The following is a 15,616-nucleotide window of genomic DNA, read 5'->3' on the forward strand; positions in this document are numbered from 1 at the left end:
AACAATGGCGACGTTCTTACCCTTCGGTAAGGTGCGCTTACCGAAGGGAGGTGCCGATGAACTGGCAGGAGCTGGAGACGTTCCTGGCGCTGGCCGACGAGCTGCATTTCGGCCGTGCGGCAGAACGGTTGCATGTGTCACGCGCTCGGGTGAGCCAGATGACCAAGGTGCTGGAGCGACGCGTCGGCGGTCCGCTGTTCGAGCGCACCAGCCGCCGGGTGTCGCTGACCCCGCTCGGCCGCCAGTTGCTCGACGACCTCGGCCCGCATTACCACGGCATTCTCGAAGCCCTGGCCAAGGCCGCCGACACGGTTCGCGGCACAGGCGGCGTACTGCGTGTGGGGTTCTCGAGCCCACTGGCCAGCGAACTGGTGATGACCATCGTCGACACGTTCCGCGGCGAGCATCCCCAGTGCGAGGTGCAGATCCGCGAGGTGCACCTGTCGGACCGCTTCGGGCAGCTGCGCCGGGGCGAACTCGACATCCAGCTCACCGAACTGCCTGTGGACGAGCCCGATCTGACCGTGGGGCCGGTACTCCTGCGCGACCCGCTCGTGCTCGCGGTGTCGAGCGGCCACCGCCTGGCCGGCCGTACGACGGTCTCGCTGGAAGACCTCGCCGACGACACCGCGCTGATCGTCGACGGCATGGACGGCTTCTTCTCGGACTGGCTCGTCCCAGAGCACACCCCGAGCGGCAGGCCCATCCGTCGCTCGACCATTGCCAGCTACTGGCAGGAGCTGCTCGCACTCGTCGCCGCTGGCGAGGGCGTCACCGTCGCCGCGGCCCAGGGGGCGCGCTACTACCCTCGACCGAACCTGGTCTACATCCCCTTCGAGGACCGTCCGCCCCTCGAGTACGGACTACTGTGGCGAGAGGCCGGAACGTCCGCTAAGGGCCTGGCCTTCATCCGGGTGGCGATGAAGGTGTCCACGGCCATCCACGGTCAGAGCCTTAGGTAGCCGTAGGCGTTTTGCCAGGTGCCGCCGGCCTTGATCCGGTCGACGATGAGGCGCTGCAGCTTCGTGTCCTGGGGGAACTTGTCCAGGTTGTCGAGGTCATGGCTGCGGAAGGTGAAGAAGATGGCGCTGTCCTGGGAGTCGCGCGGTTCGCCGTACGGGGTGAAGCGGCGGCCGAAGCGGACCATGTTCGACTCCGGCGGGAGGTTGTCCAGCAGGTACGGGTCGAGCAGCCAGGAGCCGAGGGTCGCGGTCTTCACCGGGTACTCCGGGAAAATGCGGGCGAAGAACTCGCGGGCCCGGGCGAAGCTGTCGTCGATCGACTCGGGAGTCAGCGGACCCGCCTCCGGGATGTGGACGCCGATCACCCATTCGCCCGGCTCGGTGCCTGGTACGGGATTCTTCTCCGGCACCTGGTGCAGCAGGAACTGCAGCCGGCCGAGCGCGTAGATCACGCCGGTCCAGTGGATCGACATCCACCAGTGCGTGGCCAGCCCGTACTCGCCGAAGGTCCGGCGATGTACGTCCAGTTGCCGGCCGAGATCGGCCAGCGTCGCCCAGCTGATCTCGTCGCTGATCCCGCGCTCCTGGTGGTACCGCCTGATGTCCGGCAGCGTCCGCAGGAAGGCCGCGACGCTGACCCGCGAGTCGTCAGGCATCTTGAGGCCGTCGTCCTCCCCAGGGAAGCTGCCGAGCGCGGCCCGCAACTGCCCGGCCAGCTCCTCGACGGCAGCCGGATCGGCCTCGAACTTCTCCGCGGCCTCCCGATCGGCGTCGGTGAAACCCAGCAGTCGGTATTCGTCAACAGTGGTCACGAGCTCAACCGTAGTCGTTGGATAGTTACAAGTCCTCAGCGTTCTTCGGCAAGCCCGAGGTACAGGATGGACGGATCGGCCGGGTTGAAGGCGAGGGACGGGATGCCGTCGTGGTCGTTGTGCTGCTTGGTCAGCTCGCCGGTGGACGGGCGGAAGCGGTACAGATCGGCTCCGTAGTTGGCGAATGACGTTCCGTAGGAGAAATAGAGCAGATCGGGGTCCACCGGGCTGGCCCACATCTCGTTGCCGTTGTAGAGCGTCGCGCGGGAGCCGTCGAGGACGGGCTCGAACTTCATCCCGCCGTCCTTCGACAACCAGATGTGCCGGGCCGTGACGGGGTCGTAGCCCTGCATCCAGACGATCGACGGGTCCGCGGGCGAGATCGCGAGGCTGAACGCGTTCACCCGGGTGACCGGATCGGAGTGCCGCCAGGTCCGGCCGGCGTCGAAGGTGACGTAGACGCCCTCGGACATGGTGCCGATCACGACATGGCCGGGATCGCGGGGATCGATCACCGCGTTGTAGACAAACAACTCCCGAGCAGCCGGTACGCCGATCCGTTGCCAGCTCATCCCGTCGTCAGTGGAGTCGTAGAGCTGGCCGTCGCCGGCCACCACCCGCAGCCGCCCGGGCAGCGCCGCGAAGGCGGACAACCCACCGCCGTCGATCGGGCCGGCGACCGTGCTGACCAGGTTGCCCTTCACGCGATGGATCGGCTGGTCGTTCACGCTGTAGACGTACGCCGTATCGGCCGGGCCCGGCGCGACGTCGTACGTGGCCAGGTCGTCCGGTGACTTGTCGAGCTGTTGCCAGCTGCAACCAGCATCGCTGGACCGCTGGATCGACTGCCGGCCGATCGCGACCAGCACGTTCGGCTCCTGCAGGGCGGCGACCTTGGCGTAGGTGACCGGCCGCAGTTTCTCCTTGGTAGGCGCGAGTTCGGCACCGTCGGACCTGGTGATGGTGACCGAGCCGTCGCCGTACACGGTGTCGCACTGCGGTGGATTCCAGAACCAGCCCGGATCACTCGACGCCGCGGCGGGCAACGCGAGAAGAGAAGTCAGCAGCACAACACCGGCACCCAGACGAAGTGAGGTCATCCCTCAGATGTAAAGGGCTGCCGCCCCGCGTCGCCAGCACTCACCGTGTCCGACCCACGCCATGACGTATACCAGCCATATCGTTGCGACTGTGCCCGGATACCTTCGTCGGCCAGGTGAGCGAGCCCACCACTGGTGGGCTTGAACACCTTCTGGTGACCTCGGACAGGGCACACCTTGTTCAAGGTCACCGTTGGGGGTCCGAGCCCACCACTAGTGGGTTCGGCTGACGGCCGAAAGGTCGGCGACGAGGCTACCTGGCACGAAAGGTCGACGACGGAGCCCCTGGGCACAACGCCGGGAGGGGGCCGGACGTCCGTGCATACCCAGGTCCGGTCAGCAAACGCTTCCCTCGGCGTGTCCTGGGATCGGGGCTGGAACGTGCGTGCACAGGCGTCCGCGCCCTCGCCACGGCGGCCGCATGGTCGAGTGCCCAGCCGTGCCCTGACTGCGGTTCGGCCGCGGCGAAGTACCTTCCCGAAGCGCTCGACCAACTGGCTTTGGGGCTAACCGGCGGCGGTGTCGATGTGGCGGGCCAGGACGAGGTCGTCGTCGGTGAGGCCGCCGGCCTCGTGGTTGGTGACCTTGAAGGTGATCGTGCGGTAGCGGATGTCGATGTCCGGGTGGTGGTTCATCGACTCGGCCAGCTGCGCGACCGTGGCGACCAGCCGGATGCCGTCCATGAACGTCGACTTCTCCACGCTGCGCACCAGCGCGTTGTCGACGACCTTCCACTCCGGCAGGTGGTCACGCAACGCGGCATCGATCTGGTCATCGGTCAGCAGCTCAGCCATGGCCACACTCTAGTGCTAACCGGCAGCCCCAATTGCTCAGCGGGTAACTGTTATCCGGCCGGCGGTGAGAAGGCTGGCGAGGGCGACGGCCGCGCTGGCGGTGATGATGGCGCCGAAGACCCAGGCGTCCGGGTCCGCGGCGTTGATGGCGAGTAGGGTGCCGCTGACGGCGAGGGCGGTGGAGATGCTCATCGTGCTTGCCATCTGGGCAGCGCTGACGTTGCGGCCGGAGTTGCTGTCATCGGACAGCCCGAGGGTGAGCACCGAGAGGCTTGACGAGCTGAGGCCCATGCCGATGCCGGCGATCGTCCAGCCGATCAGGCCGAGCCAGATGATGTCGCTGGTCCACGCGAGCAGGGAGGTGCCGGCCAGTCCCGCGACCATCAGCGTCAGGCCGGTTCGCAGTACGGTCACTCGCTGGATGCCGTGCTCGCGTCCCTGCAGCCAGGAGCCGAAGGCCCAGCTGACTCCGGTGATCGAGAGCGTGATGCCGGCCCGCGACGGGCTGAAATCGTGTTGCAGGGTGAGGAGCAGCGGGAGGTAGGCGCCAGTGCCCGCGAAGGCAGCGCCGGTCAAGCCGCGTACTACGACCAGCGCCGGGAAGCCGCGTCGCAGGACGAAGGTGCCTTGCGGCATCACCCGTACTGCGGCCGTGCCGAGCACAACCACGCTCACCACAATCGTCAGCCCGGCGACCACGCGATGGGCTTCGAGGTGGTCGCCGGCCAGCGTCATCGAGAACAGCGCGACGGATGCCGCGAACGCCCAGGGCAGGGCCGCCCGCCAGGCAGCCAACTCCGCCGCGTCCTCTGTACTCCGCTCCGGTGCGGGCGTCCGCGAGGAGTTCCGCATCGCGGGCTGGAGGAGGAGCCAGCTCGGCGGGAGGAGGAAGAGCGCGCCGAGGAAGACCCATCGCCAGCCGGCCTGCTCGGTCACGAGCCCGGTCAGCAACGGGCCGGCGACCGACGGGAGGATCCACATCGCGGCGAACAACGAGAACATCCGCGGGCGCAGTACGGCGGGCAGTGCTCTGGCGATGAGAACCATCAAGGCGACGTCGAGCAGCCCTTCGGCCAGCCCACTCAGCAGTCGCCCGGCAATCACCATCGGCATCCCGGTCGCCGTGCCGACGAGCAGTTGGGCAAGCCCGAACGCGATCGCACCGGCGCGCAATGCGGGGATCGGACCGCGACGGTCTGTCCACAGGCCCGCGATCGCCAGCGACACCAGGAAACTCGCGTTGGGTGCCGCGTTGGCGAGCCCGAAGGCGCCCAGTGCGTCGAACTCCCGGACCATCGTCGGCAACGAGGTCCCGACCGCCCGATTCTCGAACGCGGCCAGCGTCACCAACGCGATGACCCCGAGCACGAGCGGCAGTTGCGGTCCGCTGAACAACCGCGGCGGGGAAGAAGTCTCAGTCGATGACATGCGGGCCATCCTCAAACTTCAATCGAACTTGAAGTCAATTCACACTCGCGATCGGCTGTCGGGTAGCCGGAACACGAGGACGAGGACCCGCAGTACGAGGACGGCGCAGATTACCAGCAGGTTGTAGGCGAAGAATTGGTAGAGGCTGATCGACGCGGTGATCTGTGGGCCGCCCGGAGTGCCGAGTAGTAGCACCGCCATCAGGCCCGCTGTCGCGCCGAGGATGGCCAGCAGGGCTTGGTGCAGCAGGTTGGTCATGTGCCGGCGGTCGCGTTCGTCGGCGAACAGCCGGACGTTGAGCCCGAGTCGCCCGCTCTCCGCCGCGGCCGCGATCCGGTCGATCCGGCGCGGGAGTCGCCGGAGCATCGGCAGCAAGGTGGCGAGCTCTTCGGTCGCAGTACGGCGGAGGGCGTCGGGAGCCAGCCGGTCGGTGACGTGCGCGGCGGCGAACCGGCGTGACGCGGCGACGAGGTCGAAGCCGGGGAAGATCCGCGCGATCGTCCCTTCGACGGTGGCCAGGGCCCGGAACACCGCGGCCACCTCGGGCGGCACACCCAGCTCGTGCGAGGTGATGATCTTGAACAGGTCGTTGAACATCGCCGGTCCGAGCTGGGCGCCGGCGCCCAGATGGCGCGCCATGAACTGGCCGACCGCCCGCTCCAGGCTCTGCTCGTCGATCACATCCGGCCGGTAGACGATCTCCAGCAGGGCGTCGGTCGCGGCCACCGGATCGCCGTGGTCGACGGCGAGCAGGAAGCGCTGCAGCGCCTCGCGAGTGGACGGGGCGAGTCGCCCGACCGAGCCGAGGTCGAGCATGCCGATCCGGCCGTCGGTCAGCAGCAGGAAGTTGCCAGGGTGCGGATCCGCGTGGAACACGCCGTCGATCGCCACCTGGCCGAGCAGGCACTCGAAGAGCACCTTCGCCAGCCGGCCGGCATCCAGACCGCGCTCCGCGATCGACGGCGCCGCGCCGCCGAGCCCGATCCCGTCGAGGTGCTGCATGGTGAGCACGCGGCGGGTGGAGTACCGCGGATACAACTCCGGTACGACGACGTCGCGGTTGTCCGCCACGGACTTGCCGGCCGCGACGCTGGCCATGTTGCCGGCCTCGACGGTGAAGTCGAGCTCCTCGCGCATCGCGTCGGCGAACCCGGCCGCGAGCGAGCGCACGCCCATCGACCGGCCCCAGTCGGTGTTCCGCTCGAGCAGCCGGGCGAGCCGCTGGACGATATCCAGATCGCGCTCGACGACACTCGCGATGCCCGGGCGCTGCACCTTCACCACGACCGGTACGTCGTCCAGCCGGGCGGAGTACACCTGAGCCACGGAAGCCGCGGCGAGTGGCTCGGTGGTGAAGTCGGCGAACACCTGTCGCGGCGGCGCGCCGAGCTCCTCGGTGAGCACGACCTCGATCTGGTCCCAGGGCGCGGGGGAGACCTGATCCTGCAGCCGGCTGAGCTCCAGCGCGACCGACGCCGGGATCACGTCGCTGCGGGTCGACAGCACCTGGCCCAGCTTGACGAAGGTGACCCCGGCCTCGTCCAGCGCGAGCCTCAGCGATCGGGCGAGGTCGGCCTGACCGGCCGCGTTCTCGTGCGCGGGACGGCGGCGGCCGCGCAGGTACGGGCCGAGGCCGTGCTTGATGGCGATCCGGAGGATCTGCAGGTATCGCCGGGTGCGCGCGATCCGGCCGCTCAGGTCCCGTCGCAGATCACGGGCCCTGGGCAACGACCCGGTCGGCACCAGCGCCTCGCCGAGCACCAGGAAGATGAGCCCGGCAAGCATCGAGCAGAGCGCGGTCAACCCGAGAAACGCGATCGCGGCCCCGTTGGACCCAGTCCACGGCGGCGGCCCGGCCAGCGCATTCATCAACGGCCCGAACACCGCCAGCGTCAGCCCGGCCCCCACTGCCAACCGCCCGAGCCCGAACCGCACCCCCAGCAACCGCTGCGCCACCGGCACGAACACCACCATGAACACACCGATGTTGACCAGACCGACCACGACCACATCCATGCCCGGAACCCTAGGCGCTCACCGGCTCCACCCACCTCACCCACACGGGTGACCCACCTCCCTCCACCAGCACCCCCCGGACCGCCACCACTCACAAACCTCCTCTACGCAGCCCAAAGCCCACCCACGCACGCCTGGCGCGGGATGGCCAGGAGTTGCCAGGCGAGGTTTGTGAGTGGTGGCGGTCCGGGGCCCCACGCGCGAAGGCCGCCCGCAGCTGGTGCTGGGGCGGCCTTCGGGGGTGGTGGTCAGGCGGGGCGGCGGCGGATCTTGTTGCCCAGCCAGACGATCGGGTCGTACTTGCGGTCGGCGACTCGTTCCTTCATCGGGATGAGGGCGTTGTCGGTGATCTTGATGTGCTCGGGGCAGACCTCGGTGCAGCACTTGGTGATGTTGCAGAAGCCGAGGCCGTGCTGGTCCTGCGCCTGGTGCTGCCGGTCGGCGGCGTCGAGCGGGTGCATGTCCAGCTCGGCGATCCGCATCAGGAACCGCGGGCCCGAGAAGGACTCCTTGTTCTCCTCGTGGTCGCGGATCACGTGGCAGGTGTCCTGGCACAGGAAGCACTCGATGCACTTGCGGAACTCCTGCGAGCGCTCCACATCGACCTGCTGCATCCGGTACTCGCCCGGCTTCAGGTCGTCCGGCGGCGTGAACGAGGGGATCTCGCGGGCCTTCTGGTAGTTGAACGACACGTCCGTGACCAGGTCGCGGATCACCGGGAAGGTGCGCATCGGCGTGACCGTGACGACCTCGTCCTCTTCGAACGTGTTCATCCGGCACATGCACATCAGCTTCGGCATGCCGTTGATCTCGGCACTGCAGGAGCCGCACTTGCCGGCCTTGCAGTTCCAGCGGACCGCCAGATCCGGTGTCTGGGTCGCCTGCAGCCGGTGGATGACGTCGAGCACGACCTCACCCTCGTTGACCTCGACCTCGAAGTCCTGCAGGTCGCCGCCCTCGGCGTCACCACGCCAGACCCGGAACTTGCCTTTATAAGTCATGCCGGCAGTTCCTCCTCGGTCAGGTACTTCTTCAGCTCGTCCAGCTCGAACAGTTCCAGCAGGTCCTCGCGCATCGGGAGCTGGTCCTTGCGGGACACGTTCACGCTGCCGTCGGAGTTCAGGCCGCAGACCAGCAGCAGCTTGCGCCACTCGGCGTTCATGCCCGGGAAGTCGTCGCGGGTGTGACCGCCGCGCGACTCCTCGCGCTCCAGCGCCGCCTTCGCGACACACTCCGACACCGTCAGCATGTTGCGCAGGTCGAGCGCGAGGTGCCAGCCCGGGTTGAACTGCCGGTGCCCCTCGACCGTCATCTTCGCGATCCGGCCACGGAACTCGGCCAGCCGCGCCAGCGCCTGCTCCATCTCCTCGGCCTTGCGGATGATGCCGACCAGGTCGTTCATCGACTGCTGCAGTTCCTGGTGGATCGTGTACGGGTTCTCCCCGCCCTCGAGCTCGAACGGCGCCAGCGCCTCGGCCGCCGCCGTGTCGATGTCGTCCTCGGCGATCTTCGGCCGGTCCGCGCCGAGCGAGTCGACGTACATGGCCGCGCCGCTGCCGGCCCGGCGCCCGAAGACGAGCAGGTCGGACAGCGAGTTGCCGCCCAGCCGGTTCGACCCGTGCATTCCGCCGGCGACCTCACCGGCCGCGAACAGACCCGGTACTACGGACGACGCGGTGTCGGGATCGACCTCGACGCCACCCATCACGTAATGGCAGGTCGGGCCGACCTCCATCGGCTCGGCGGTGATGTCGACGTCCGCGAGCTCCTTGAACTGGTGGTGCATCGACGGCAGCCGGCGCTTGATCTCCTCGGCCGGGAGTCGCGACGAGACATCCAGGAAGACCCCGCCGTGCGGCGTACCGCGGCCGGCCTTGACCTCGGAGTTGATCGCCCGGGCGACCTCGTCGCGCGGCAGCAGTTCCGGGGGACGCCGGTTGTTGTCGGCATCCTTGTACCAGCGGTCGGCCTCTTCCTCGGTCTCCGCGTACTGCGCCCGGAACACGTCCGGCACGTACTCGAACATGAACCGCTTGCCCTCGGAGTTCTTCAGGACCCCGCCGTCACCGCGGACCGACTCGGTGACCAGGATGCCCTTCACCGACGGCGGCCAGACCATGCCGGTCGGGTGGAACTGGATGAACTCCATGTTGATCAGCGTCGCGCCGGCCCGCATCGCGAGGGCGTGACCGTCACCGGTGTACTCCCACGAGTTCGAGGTGACCTTGAACGACTTGCCGACGCCGCCGGTGGCCAGGATGACCGCGGGCGCGTCGAACAGGATGAACCGGCCGGACTCGCGCCAGTACCCGAAGGCACCGGAGATCGCGTCGCCGTCCTTGAGCAGCTCGGTCACGGTGCACTCGGCGTACACCTTGAGGTTGGCCTCGTAGTCGCCGGTGGCCGCGAAGTCCTCCTGCTGCAGCGAGACGATCTTCTGCTGCAGGGTGCGGATCAGTTCGAGGCCGGTCCGGTCGCCGACGTGCGCGAGCCGCGGGTAGGAGTGGCCGCCGAAGTTGCGCTGGCTGATCTTGCCGTCCGCCGTGCGGTCGAACAGCGCGCCGTAGGACTCCAGTTCCCAGACCCGGTCGGGGGCTTCCTGCGCGTGCAGTTCGGCCATCCGCCAGTTGTTCAGGAACTTCCCGCCGCGCATCGTGTCGCGGTAGTGGACCTGCCAGTTGTCGTTGGAGTTCGCGTTGCCCATCGCCGCCGCGCAGCCGCCCTCGGCCATCACGGTGTGCGCCTTGCCGAACAGCGACTTGCACACGATCGCGGTGCGCTTGCCCTGCTCGCGGGCCTCGATCGCCGCCCGTAAGCCGGCTCCGCCGGCCCCGATCACGACGACGTCGTATTGGTGTCGTTCCAGCTCAGTCATAAGAAGTCAGACGTCCGTATCTCAGTTGAAGAAGCGCAGATCGGAGAACCACCCGGCGGACAGCGACATGATGTACGCGTCGGTCAGGATCACGGTGAACAGCGAGATCATCGCGAAGGTGCCGTGCTTGGGGTTCAGCTTCGACACGAAGGTCCAGTACCGGTAGCGCAGCGGGTGCTTGGAGAAGTTCTTCAGCCTTCCGCCGACGATGTGCCGGCAGGCGTGGCACGACAGCGTGTAGAGCCACAGGAAGACCAGGTTGATCCAGATGATCACGGTGCCCAGGCCGATGCCGAAACCGCCGTCCTTGCCGTGGAAGGCGAGCACGCCGTCGTACACGTTGAGGACACCGAAGACCAGCGCGCCGTAGAAGAAGTAGCGGTGCAGGTTCAGAGCGACCAGGGGGAACTTCCGCTCACCCGTGTACTTCTTGTGCGGCTCCGGTACCGCGCAGGCCGCCGGCGCGAAGAACAGCGAGCGGTACCCGGCCTTGCGGTAGTAGTAACAAGTACCCCGGAAGCCGGCCAGCACCGCGAAGGTGATGATGCTGAACGGGATCACCCGCGGGAACTCGCCGAACCAGGTGCCCAGGTGGCTCGAGTTCGGAACGCAGGACTCGGTGATGCACGGCGAGTACAGCGGGGTGAGGTAGTGGAAGTCGTCGACCCAGTACCACTTGTTCATGAAGATCCGGATCGTCGCGTAGACGACGAAGAAGCCCAGGATCACCCCGATCCGCAGTGGCGCCAGCCACCAGCGGTCGCTACGAAGGGTCTTCTCCTCAATCTGTGCGCGGCCCGGCGCGCTCGTTCCCGTCGCCATCAGGGAGCGTGCCGGTCAGGAGCGCCGAAGCCTTCGTGCTCCGCGTCGGTCCACATGGACGCGTCGTATTCCACGTCGGGGATCTCCTCGAGTTCCTCCGGAACGGGTCCGGGTTTGTGATGAGGGTCGGGAGGGCCGAGCTCGGCCAGGTCGTCGCTCAGCCTGGCCACGTCCGACACCAATCGGCGAACGCCGAGGGTGTCACCGTACTCCTGGCTGAGTTTGCCGACGCTGGCATGCAGCGCTTCGAGAGCGCGTTGCACCGCTGCCACGGTGCTGTTGCCGTCACCCATACCGACTCCAGTGATGGTTTTGTCGCTGTAAGTATGGGCACACTTTGCCCCCGCGAGGCGCACAACGGAAGACCCCTCGGTACGGCGTGTTTCTAGTTAGGTTTACCTCAGTTGCCGATGGCCGTCGGGTGGAGTAAAGGGGCGAATCCGGCCTTCAGGACAAGGAGATTCGCGGGCGGCGTCAGTACTTGATACTTTTCCCGCCCCACCACCCCAGTCACTGCGACGTCACGCAACCCGGCGGGACGCGCGGGTGTGTCATATCCCTCCCACGACCAGCTGAGCACCTTGCCGCCGAGTACCAGGGCCGGCCGGCCGTCGAATCGGATCATCGCCCCGTCAGGCAATTCGTCCAGCTCGGCGATGGTGGTGCGTTGCTGCCGGGATCGTGGCTCGACGCGTTCGAGATGGAGTTGGGCGTCCATCGCGGCGGCTCGGGGACGCTCCGGCAGACCACGCGCGGCGGCCCACGCACCGGCGTACAGGAGGTAGTCGCGGCGGCGGCAGTACGCGCAGGGGCGGTGTCCGGCGGCCAGGGCGACGGCCTCGTCGAAGAAGAACAGTGCGGTCCAGCGGCTGGGTGGCATCGGGTCGCGCTGGACGCCTTTCCACTCCAGTACGCAGCAGATCCAGGCCTTCGACCGCCAGCGGGTGGCGCCCAGGGTGCGGTCGGGGCGGTGCAAGGTTCCGCGATTGCCCATCAACAGGCCACGACCTGACTCGGCCACGATCTCCTGGGTCGGCAGCACTCTGTTCTGTAGCGGCACGGGACCATCATGGCCGCAAACATCTGACACAGTGCATGCCCATGAGTGAGCCGCAGATCGTCGTCGGCGTGGCCGTGATCCGGGCGGGCCGGGTGCTGGCCGCTCTTCGTCCCGGGCCGGACGGCGGCTGGGAGTTTCCCGGCGGCAAGGTCGAGGCGGGGGAGACCGACGAGCAGGCCGCGGTCCGCGAACTGCGCGAGGAACTGGCCCTCGAGATCAAGCCCGGCGCCTCGCTGGGTCCGGCCCAGCCGATCGGCGAGCGCTACCTGCTCCGGGTGTACGCCGCGGCGCTGCTGAGTGGTGAACCGGTCCTGCATGAACACAGCGCGATCCGGTGGGTCGAAGCAGCCGAATTGGCCGAACTGGATTGGTTGCCAGCTGACCGTCCGTTCCTGTCTGTACTACGCCAAGTAATCGATAACGGCACATAAGTGCGAGTGGCACTAAAAACGTTACTGCGCGTGGCACTAAATCCGTCACGATTCCGTGACATCGGCGCCAGCCCAGTGGCGTCCACACTGCGAGATCCGTAGGGTTCCCGGCAACTCGACCGTCGGGGTGACCGCGGTGCGATTCAAGGGGAAGGGCTACAGCAATGACGCTGGGGGTTTCGGAGGACCTGCCTCCCGATGGCGGTCTGCCGGCAGACGGTTTGGCCGAGACCGCGGAGGCCAAGCAGATCGAGGGTCGTTCCCTCGGCCAGATCGCCTGGGCCCGGCTGAAGAAGGACAAGATCGCCGTGATCAGCGCGGTCATCATCCTGCTGATCATCGCGGTGGCGATCTTCGCGCCGTTGATCGTGAAGATCAACGGCTTCCCGCCGGATCAGTTCAACAAGCTCGACTCGGACGGCAACCCGCTGCTGAACACGCGCGATGGCGGCATCCCGATCGGCGGCCTGTGGGGTAGCGGAACCAGCACCGAGCACTGGCTCGGCGTCGAGCCGCAGAACGGCCGCGACGTCTTCTCCCGGCTGGTGTACGGCACCCGGGTCTCGCTGCTGGTCGCACTCGGCGGCACCCTGATCGCGATCGTGCTCGGCACCGTGATCGGGATGGTGTCCGGCTACTTCGGTGGCTGGGTCGACACGCTGCTCAGCCGGCTGATGGACATCATGCTGAGCTTCCCGTCGCTGCTCTTCATCATGGCGCTGACGCCGGTGGTCGCGGACCGCGGTCAGGACCTGCTGGGCATACCCGACGACAACAGACTCCGATTAGGCGTGCTGATGTTCGTCCTCGGCTTCTTCGGCTGGGCCTACCTGGCCCGGATCGTGCGCGGCCAGACGCTGTCGCTGCGCGAGCGGGAGTTCGTCGAGGCGGCCAGATCGCTCGGCGCCGGTCCGATGTACGTGATCTTCAAGCAGATCCTGCCGAACCTGATCCCGACGCTGCTCGTCTACACCACCCTGCTGATCCCGGGCAACATCACCGCGGAGGCCGCGTTGTCCTTCCTCGGTGTCGGCATCAAGGAGCCGACCTCCTCCTGGGGCCGGATGATCGCCGACGCGTCGGACTGGATCGAGAGCAACCCGCTCTACCTGTTCTTCCCGGGCATCGCGCTGTTCATCACCGTGCTGGCGTTCAACCTGCTCGGTGACTCGGTGCGCGACGCCCTCGACCCGCGCGCCGGGAGGAGTTGACCCATGGGCCGCTATCTGATCCGCCGGCTGCTGCAGACGGTTGTCATCCTCTGGGTGATCAGCGCCATCACGTTCTTCCTGTTCTGGATCACGCCGGCGAACCCCGCCCTGCTGATCTGCGGCAAGAACTGCAACACCGAGACGATCGCGACGGTCAACGCCACCTTCGGGTTCGACGACCCACTGATCGTCCAGTACGGCACGTACATGAAGGGCCTGGTCAGCCCGACCGGCCGGGACATCGGTTCCGAGGGCAGCGAGCGCAACTGCGCGTGGCCGTGCTTCGGTGAGTCGTACCAGAACGGCATCCCGGTCTGGGACTCGATCTCAGACGCCTTCCCGGCGACCTTCTGGCTCGCCATCGGCGCCGCCACGATCTGGCTGTTCTTCGGGGTGATGCTCGGTCTGCTCGCGGCCTTGCGCAAAGGCAAGGCGCTGGACAAGCTGAGCGTCGGCCTGGCGCTGTTCGGCGTCTCGTTCCCGACCATCGTGTTCGGTTATCTGCTGTTGTTCCTGTTCATCGTCAAACTCAAATGGATACCGTTCCCCGACACGGCCAACGCCGCCCTGTTCGAGGTCGGCCCAGTGAAATGGCTGCAGTTCTACATCCTGCCGTGGATCACGCTGGCGCTGGTCTTCGCGGCGCTCTACACCAGGCTCACCCGCGCCAACATGATCGACACGATGAACGAGGACTACATCCGCACCGCCCGGGCCAAGGGCCTGGGTGAGGGCACCGTGATCTTCAAGCACGGGCTGCGGTCCGCGCTGACGCCGATCGTCACGATCTTCGGCCTGGATCTTGGTGGCCTGCTCGGCGGCGCGGTGATCACCGAACAGATCTTCAGCATCACCGGCCTGGGCAAGTTCGCGATCGATTCGGTGCTCGGCAACGACCTGCCCGCGATCATGGGCGTCGTCTTGTTCGCGGCGATCTTCATCGTCCTCGCGAACGTCGTCGTCGACGTCCTGTACGCCGTCATCGACCCGCGCGTGCGGTTGTCCTGACCCGACGAGGAGACAAGTGACCGAGTCTGTGACAACCACAGCGAGTACCAGCGCCGGGACCGGCAAGCCGTTCCTGGAGCTCAAGAACCTGCAGGTGCACTTCCCGACCGACGACGGCCTGGTCAAGGCCGTCAACGGGCTGAGCTTCACCCTGGAACGCGGCAAGACGCTGGGCATCGTCGGCGAGTCCGGCTCTGGCAAGAGCGTCTCGAGCCTGGCCATCATGGGTCTGCACAAGGGCAGCCGGGCCAAGGTGGGCGGTGAGATCTGGCTGGACGGCGCCGAGCTGGTGGGGATGTCCGTGCCGGAGATCCGCCGGCTGCGCGGCCAGCAGGTGGCGATGATCTTCCAGGACCCGCTGTCGGCGATGCACCCCTTCTACCGGGTCGGCGACCAGCTCGTCGAGGCGTACCGGGTGCACAACGAAGTACCGAAGTCGGTGGCCAGGAAGCGCGCGATCGACCTGCTCGACCGGGTCGGCATCCCGTCGCCGGACAAGCGGTTCTTCGACTACCCGCACCAGTTCTCCGGTGGTATGCGGCAGCGCGCGATGATCGCGATGGCGCTGATGTGCGACCCGCAGTTGCTGATCGCGGATGAGCCGACCACCGCCCTGGACGTCACCGTGCAGGCGCAGATCCTCGACCTGATGATGGATCTGCAGAAGGAGTTCAACTCCGCGATCGTCATCATCACCCACGACCTGGGCGTGGTCGCCCAGATGGCGCAGGACGTGGTGGTCATGTACGGCGGCCGGGTGGTGGAGGCCGGCCCGGTCCGGGAGATCTTCTACCGGCCGGAGATGCCCTACACCTGGGGTCTGCTCGGTTCGATCCCGCGGGTGAACCGTGGCGGCGACCACCGGCTCAAGTCGATCCGGGGTACTCCGCCGTCGCTGATCAACCTGCCCAAGGGATGCCCGTTCCAGCCGCGCTGCGACTACCAGCAGCACGTCGAGGGCCACTCCTGCACCGGTGAGGTCCCCGACCTGCTGCAGATCGGCACGGAGGACCACCGGGTCCGGTGCCACATCGAGACCGGGCAGCGCAAGAAGCTGTTCACCGAGCAGATCAAGCCGAACCTGTGATGCCGGCATC

At 67.2% G+C, this 15,616-nt stretch carries 15 protein-coding genes; 5 read left to right on the forward strand and 10 right to left on the reverse strand.

Annotated features, from left to right (window positions below; translation table 11 throughout):
- Positions 1–56: 56 nt before the first annotated feature.
- The gene (locus A3ES_RS46245) at positions 57–962 is read left to right on the forward strand and encodes a LysR family transcriptional regulator (RefSeq protein WP_020385599.1); all 906 of its coding nucleotides are present in this window, start codon (positions 57–59) and stop codon (positions 960–962) included.
- Here the strand turns inward: A3ES_RS46245 and A3ES_RS54945 are convergent.
- From A3ES_RS54945 to A3ES_RS0104610, 10 genes are all read right to left on the reverse strand, one after another.
- On the reverse strand, positions 947–1,774 hold the full coding sequence (locus A3ES_RS54945) for an acyltransferase domain-containing protein (protein WP_020385600.1): 828 nt from the start codon (positions 1,772–1,774) through the stop codon (positions 947–949). The genes A3ES_RS46245 and A3ES_RS54945 overlap by 16 nt on opposite strands.
- Before the next feature lie 35 nt (positions 1,775–1,809).
- The gene (locus A3ES_RS0104570; RefSeq protein WP_083933192.1) at positions 1,810–2,874 is read right to left on the reverse strand and encodes a WD40/YVTN/BNR-like repeat-containing protein; all 1,065 of its coding nucleotides are present in this window, start codon (positions 2,872–2,874) and stop codon (positions 1,810–1,812) included.
- 506 nt (positions 2,875–3,380) lie between these two features.
- Positions 3,381–3,668 carry a 4a-hydroxytetrahydrobiopterin dehydratase gene (locus tag A3ES_RS0104575; RefSeq protein ID WP_020385602.1) on the reverse strand — a complete coding sequence of 96 codons (288 nt, stop codon included), beginning with the start codon at positions 3,666–3,668 and terminating at the stop codon, positions 3,381–3,383.
- Positions 3,669–3,704: 36 nt separating this feature from the next.
- Positions 3,705–5,096 carry an MFS transporter gene (locus A3ES_RS0104580; protein ID WP_020385603.1) on the reverse strand — a complete coding sequence of 464 codons (1,392 nt, stop codon included), beginning with the start codon at positions 5,094–5,096 and terminating at the stop codon, positions 3,705–3,707.
- A gap of 39 nt (positions 5,097–5,135) precedes the next feature.
- Complete coding sequence (locus A3ES_RS0104585; protein WP_020385604.1) at positions 5,136–7,112, reverse strand: ABC1 kinase family protein; 1,977 nt, start codon at positions 7,110–7,112, stop codon at positions 5,136–5,138.
- Positions 7,113–7,360: 248 nt separating this feature from the next.
- A complete protein-coding gene (locus A3ES_RS0104590; protein WP_020385605.1) occupies positions 7,361–8,113 on the reverse strand; it encodes a succinate dehydrogenase/fumarate reductase iron-sulfur subunit in 753 nt (250 codons plus the stop codon).
- On the reverse strand, positions 8,110–9,987 hold the full coding sequence (locus tag A3ES_RS0104595) for a fumarate reductase/succinate dehydrogenase flavoprotein subunit (protein WP_020385606.1): 1,878 nt from the start codon (positions 9,985–9,987) through the stop codon (positions 8,110–8,112). Before A3ES_RS0104595 ends, A3ES_RS0104590 begins: the two co-directional genes overlap by 4 nt.
- Positions 9,988–10,008: 21 nt before the next feature.
- Complete coding sequence (locus A3ES_RS0104600; RefSeq protein ID WP_020385607.1) at positions 10,009–10,809, reverse strand: hypothetical protein; 801 nt, start codon at positions 10,807–10,809, stop codon at positions 10,009–10,011.
- Positions 10,809–11,102: a hypothetical protein gene (locus A3ES_RS0104605; RefSeq protein ID WP_020385608.1), complete on the reverse strand. Its 294-nt coding sequence runs from the start codon at positions 11,100–11,102 to the stop codon at positions 10,809–10,811. Before A3ES_RS0104605 ends, A3ES_RS0104600 begins: the two co-directional genes overlap by 1 nt.
- A 107-nt stretch (positions 11,103–11,209) precedes the next feature.
- Positions 11,210–11,869 (reverse strand): hypothetical protein, encoded by a 660-nt coding sequence (locus A3ES_RS0104610; RefSeq protein WP_020385609.1) that lies wholly within the window; start codon positions 11,867–11,869, stop codon positions 11,210–11,212.
- A 41-nt stretch (positions 11,870–11,910) separates the two neighbouring features.
- Here A3ES_RS0104610 and A3ES_RS0104615 point away from each other — a divergent pair, with 41 nt between their 5' ends.
- The 4 genes from A3ES_RS0104615 (at position 11,911) to A3ES_RS0104630 (ending at position 15,606) form a co-directional block, all read left to right on the forward strand.
- A complete protein-coding gene (locus A3ES_RS0104615) occupies positions 11,911–12,300 on the forward strand; it encodes a (deoxy)nucleoside triphosphate pyrophosphohydrolase (protein ID WP_020385610.1) in 390 nt (129 codons plus the stop codon).
- Positions 12,301–12,464: 164 nt separating this feature from the next.
- On the forward strand, positions 12,465–13,511 hold the full coding sequence (locus A3ES_RS0104620; protein WP_020385611.1) for an ABC transporter permease: 1,047 nt from the start codon (positions 12,465–12,467) through the stop codon (positions 13,509–13,511).
- Positions 13,512–13,514: 3 nt separating this feature from the next.
- On the forward strand, positions 13,515–14,519 hold the full coding sequence (locus A3ES_RS0104625; RefSeq protein ID WP_020385612.1) for an ABC transporter permease: 1,005 nt from the start codon (positions 13,515–13,517) through the stop codon (positions 14,517–14,519).
- Between the two features lie 16 nt (positions 14,520–14,535).
- Entirely contained in the window at positions 14,536–15,606 is a 1,071-nt protein-coding gene (locus tag A3ES_RS0104630; protein WP_020385613.1) for an ABC transporter ATP-binding protein, read from the forward strand.
- Positions 15,607–15,616: the final 10 nt, after the last annotated feature.

The sequence above is a fragment of the Kribbella catacumbae DSM 19601 genome (assembly GCF_000372465.1).
GTDB classification, from domain to species: domain Bacteria; phylum Actinomycetota; class Actinomycetes; order Propionibacteriales; family Kribbellaceae; genus Kribbella; species Kribbella catacumbae.

Excerpts from the sequence above, each read along its gene's own strand:
- A3ES_RS46245 (WP_020385599.1), top strand. The coding sequence starts at position 57 with ATGAACTGGCAGGAGCTGGAGACGTTCCTGGCGCTGGCCGACGAGCTG.
- A3ES_RS0104570 (WP_083933192.1), bottom strand. The coding sequence starts at position 2,874 with ATGACCTCACTTCGTCTGGGTGCCGGTGTTGTGCTGCTGACTTCTCTT.
- A3ES_RS0104575 (WP_020385602.1), bottom strand. The coding sequence starts at position 3,668 with ATGGCTGAGCTGCTGACCGATGACCAGATCGATGCCGCGTTGCGTGAC.
- A3ES_RS0104580 (WP_020385603.1), bottom strand. The coding sequence starts at position 5,096 with ATGTCATCGACTGAGACTTCTTCCCCGCCGCGGTTGTTCAGCGGACCG.
- A3ES_RS0104585 (WP_020385604.1), bottom strand. The coding sequence starts at position 7,112 with ATGGATGTGGTCGTGGTCGGTCTGGTCAACATCGGTGTGTTCATGGTG.
- A3ES_RS0104590 (WP_020385605.1), bottom strand. The coding sequence starts at position 8,113 with ATGACTTATAAAGGCAAGTTCCGGGTCTGGCGTGGTGACGCCGAGGGC.
- A3ES_RS0104595 (WP_020385606.1), bottom strand. The coding sequence starts at position 9,987 with ATGACTGAGCTGGAACGACACCAATACGACGTCGTCGTGATCGGGGCC.
- A3ES_RS0104600 (WP_020385607.1), bottom strand. The coding sequence starts at position 10,809 with ATGGCGACGGGAACGAGCGCGCCGGGCCGCGCACAGATTGAGGAGAAG.
- A3ES_RS0104605 (WP_020385608.1), bottom strand. The coding sequence starts at position 11,102 with ATGGGTGACGGCAACAGCACCGTGGCAGCGGTGCAACGCGCTCTCGAA.
- A3ES_RS0104615 (WP_020385610.1), top strand. The coding sequence starts at position 11,911 with ATGAGTGAGCCGCAGATCGTCGTCGGCGTGGCCGTGATCCGGGCGGGC.
- A3ES_RS0104620 (WP_020385611.1), top strand. The coding sequence starts at position 12,465 with ATGACGCTGGGGGTTTCGGAGGACCTGCCTCCCGATGGCGGTCTGCCG.
- A3ES_RS0104625 (WP_020385612.1), top strand. The coding sequence starts at position 13,515 with ATGGGCCGCTATCTGATCCGCCGGCTGCTGCAGACGGTTGTCATCCTC.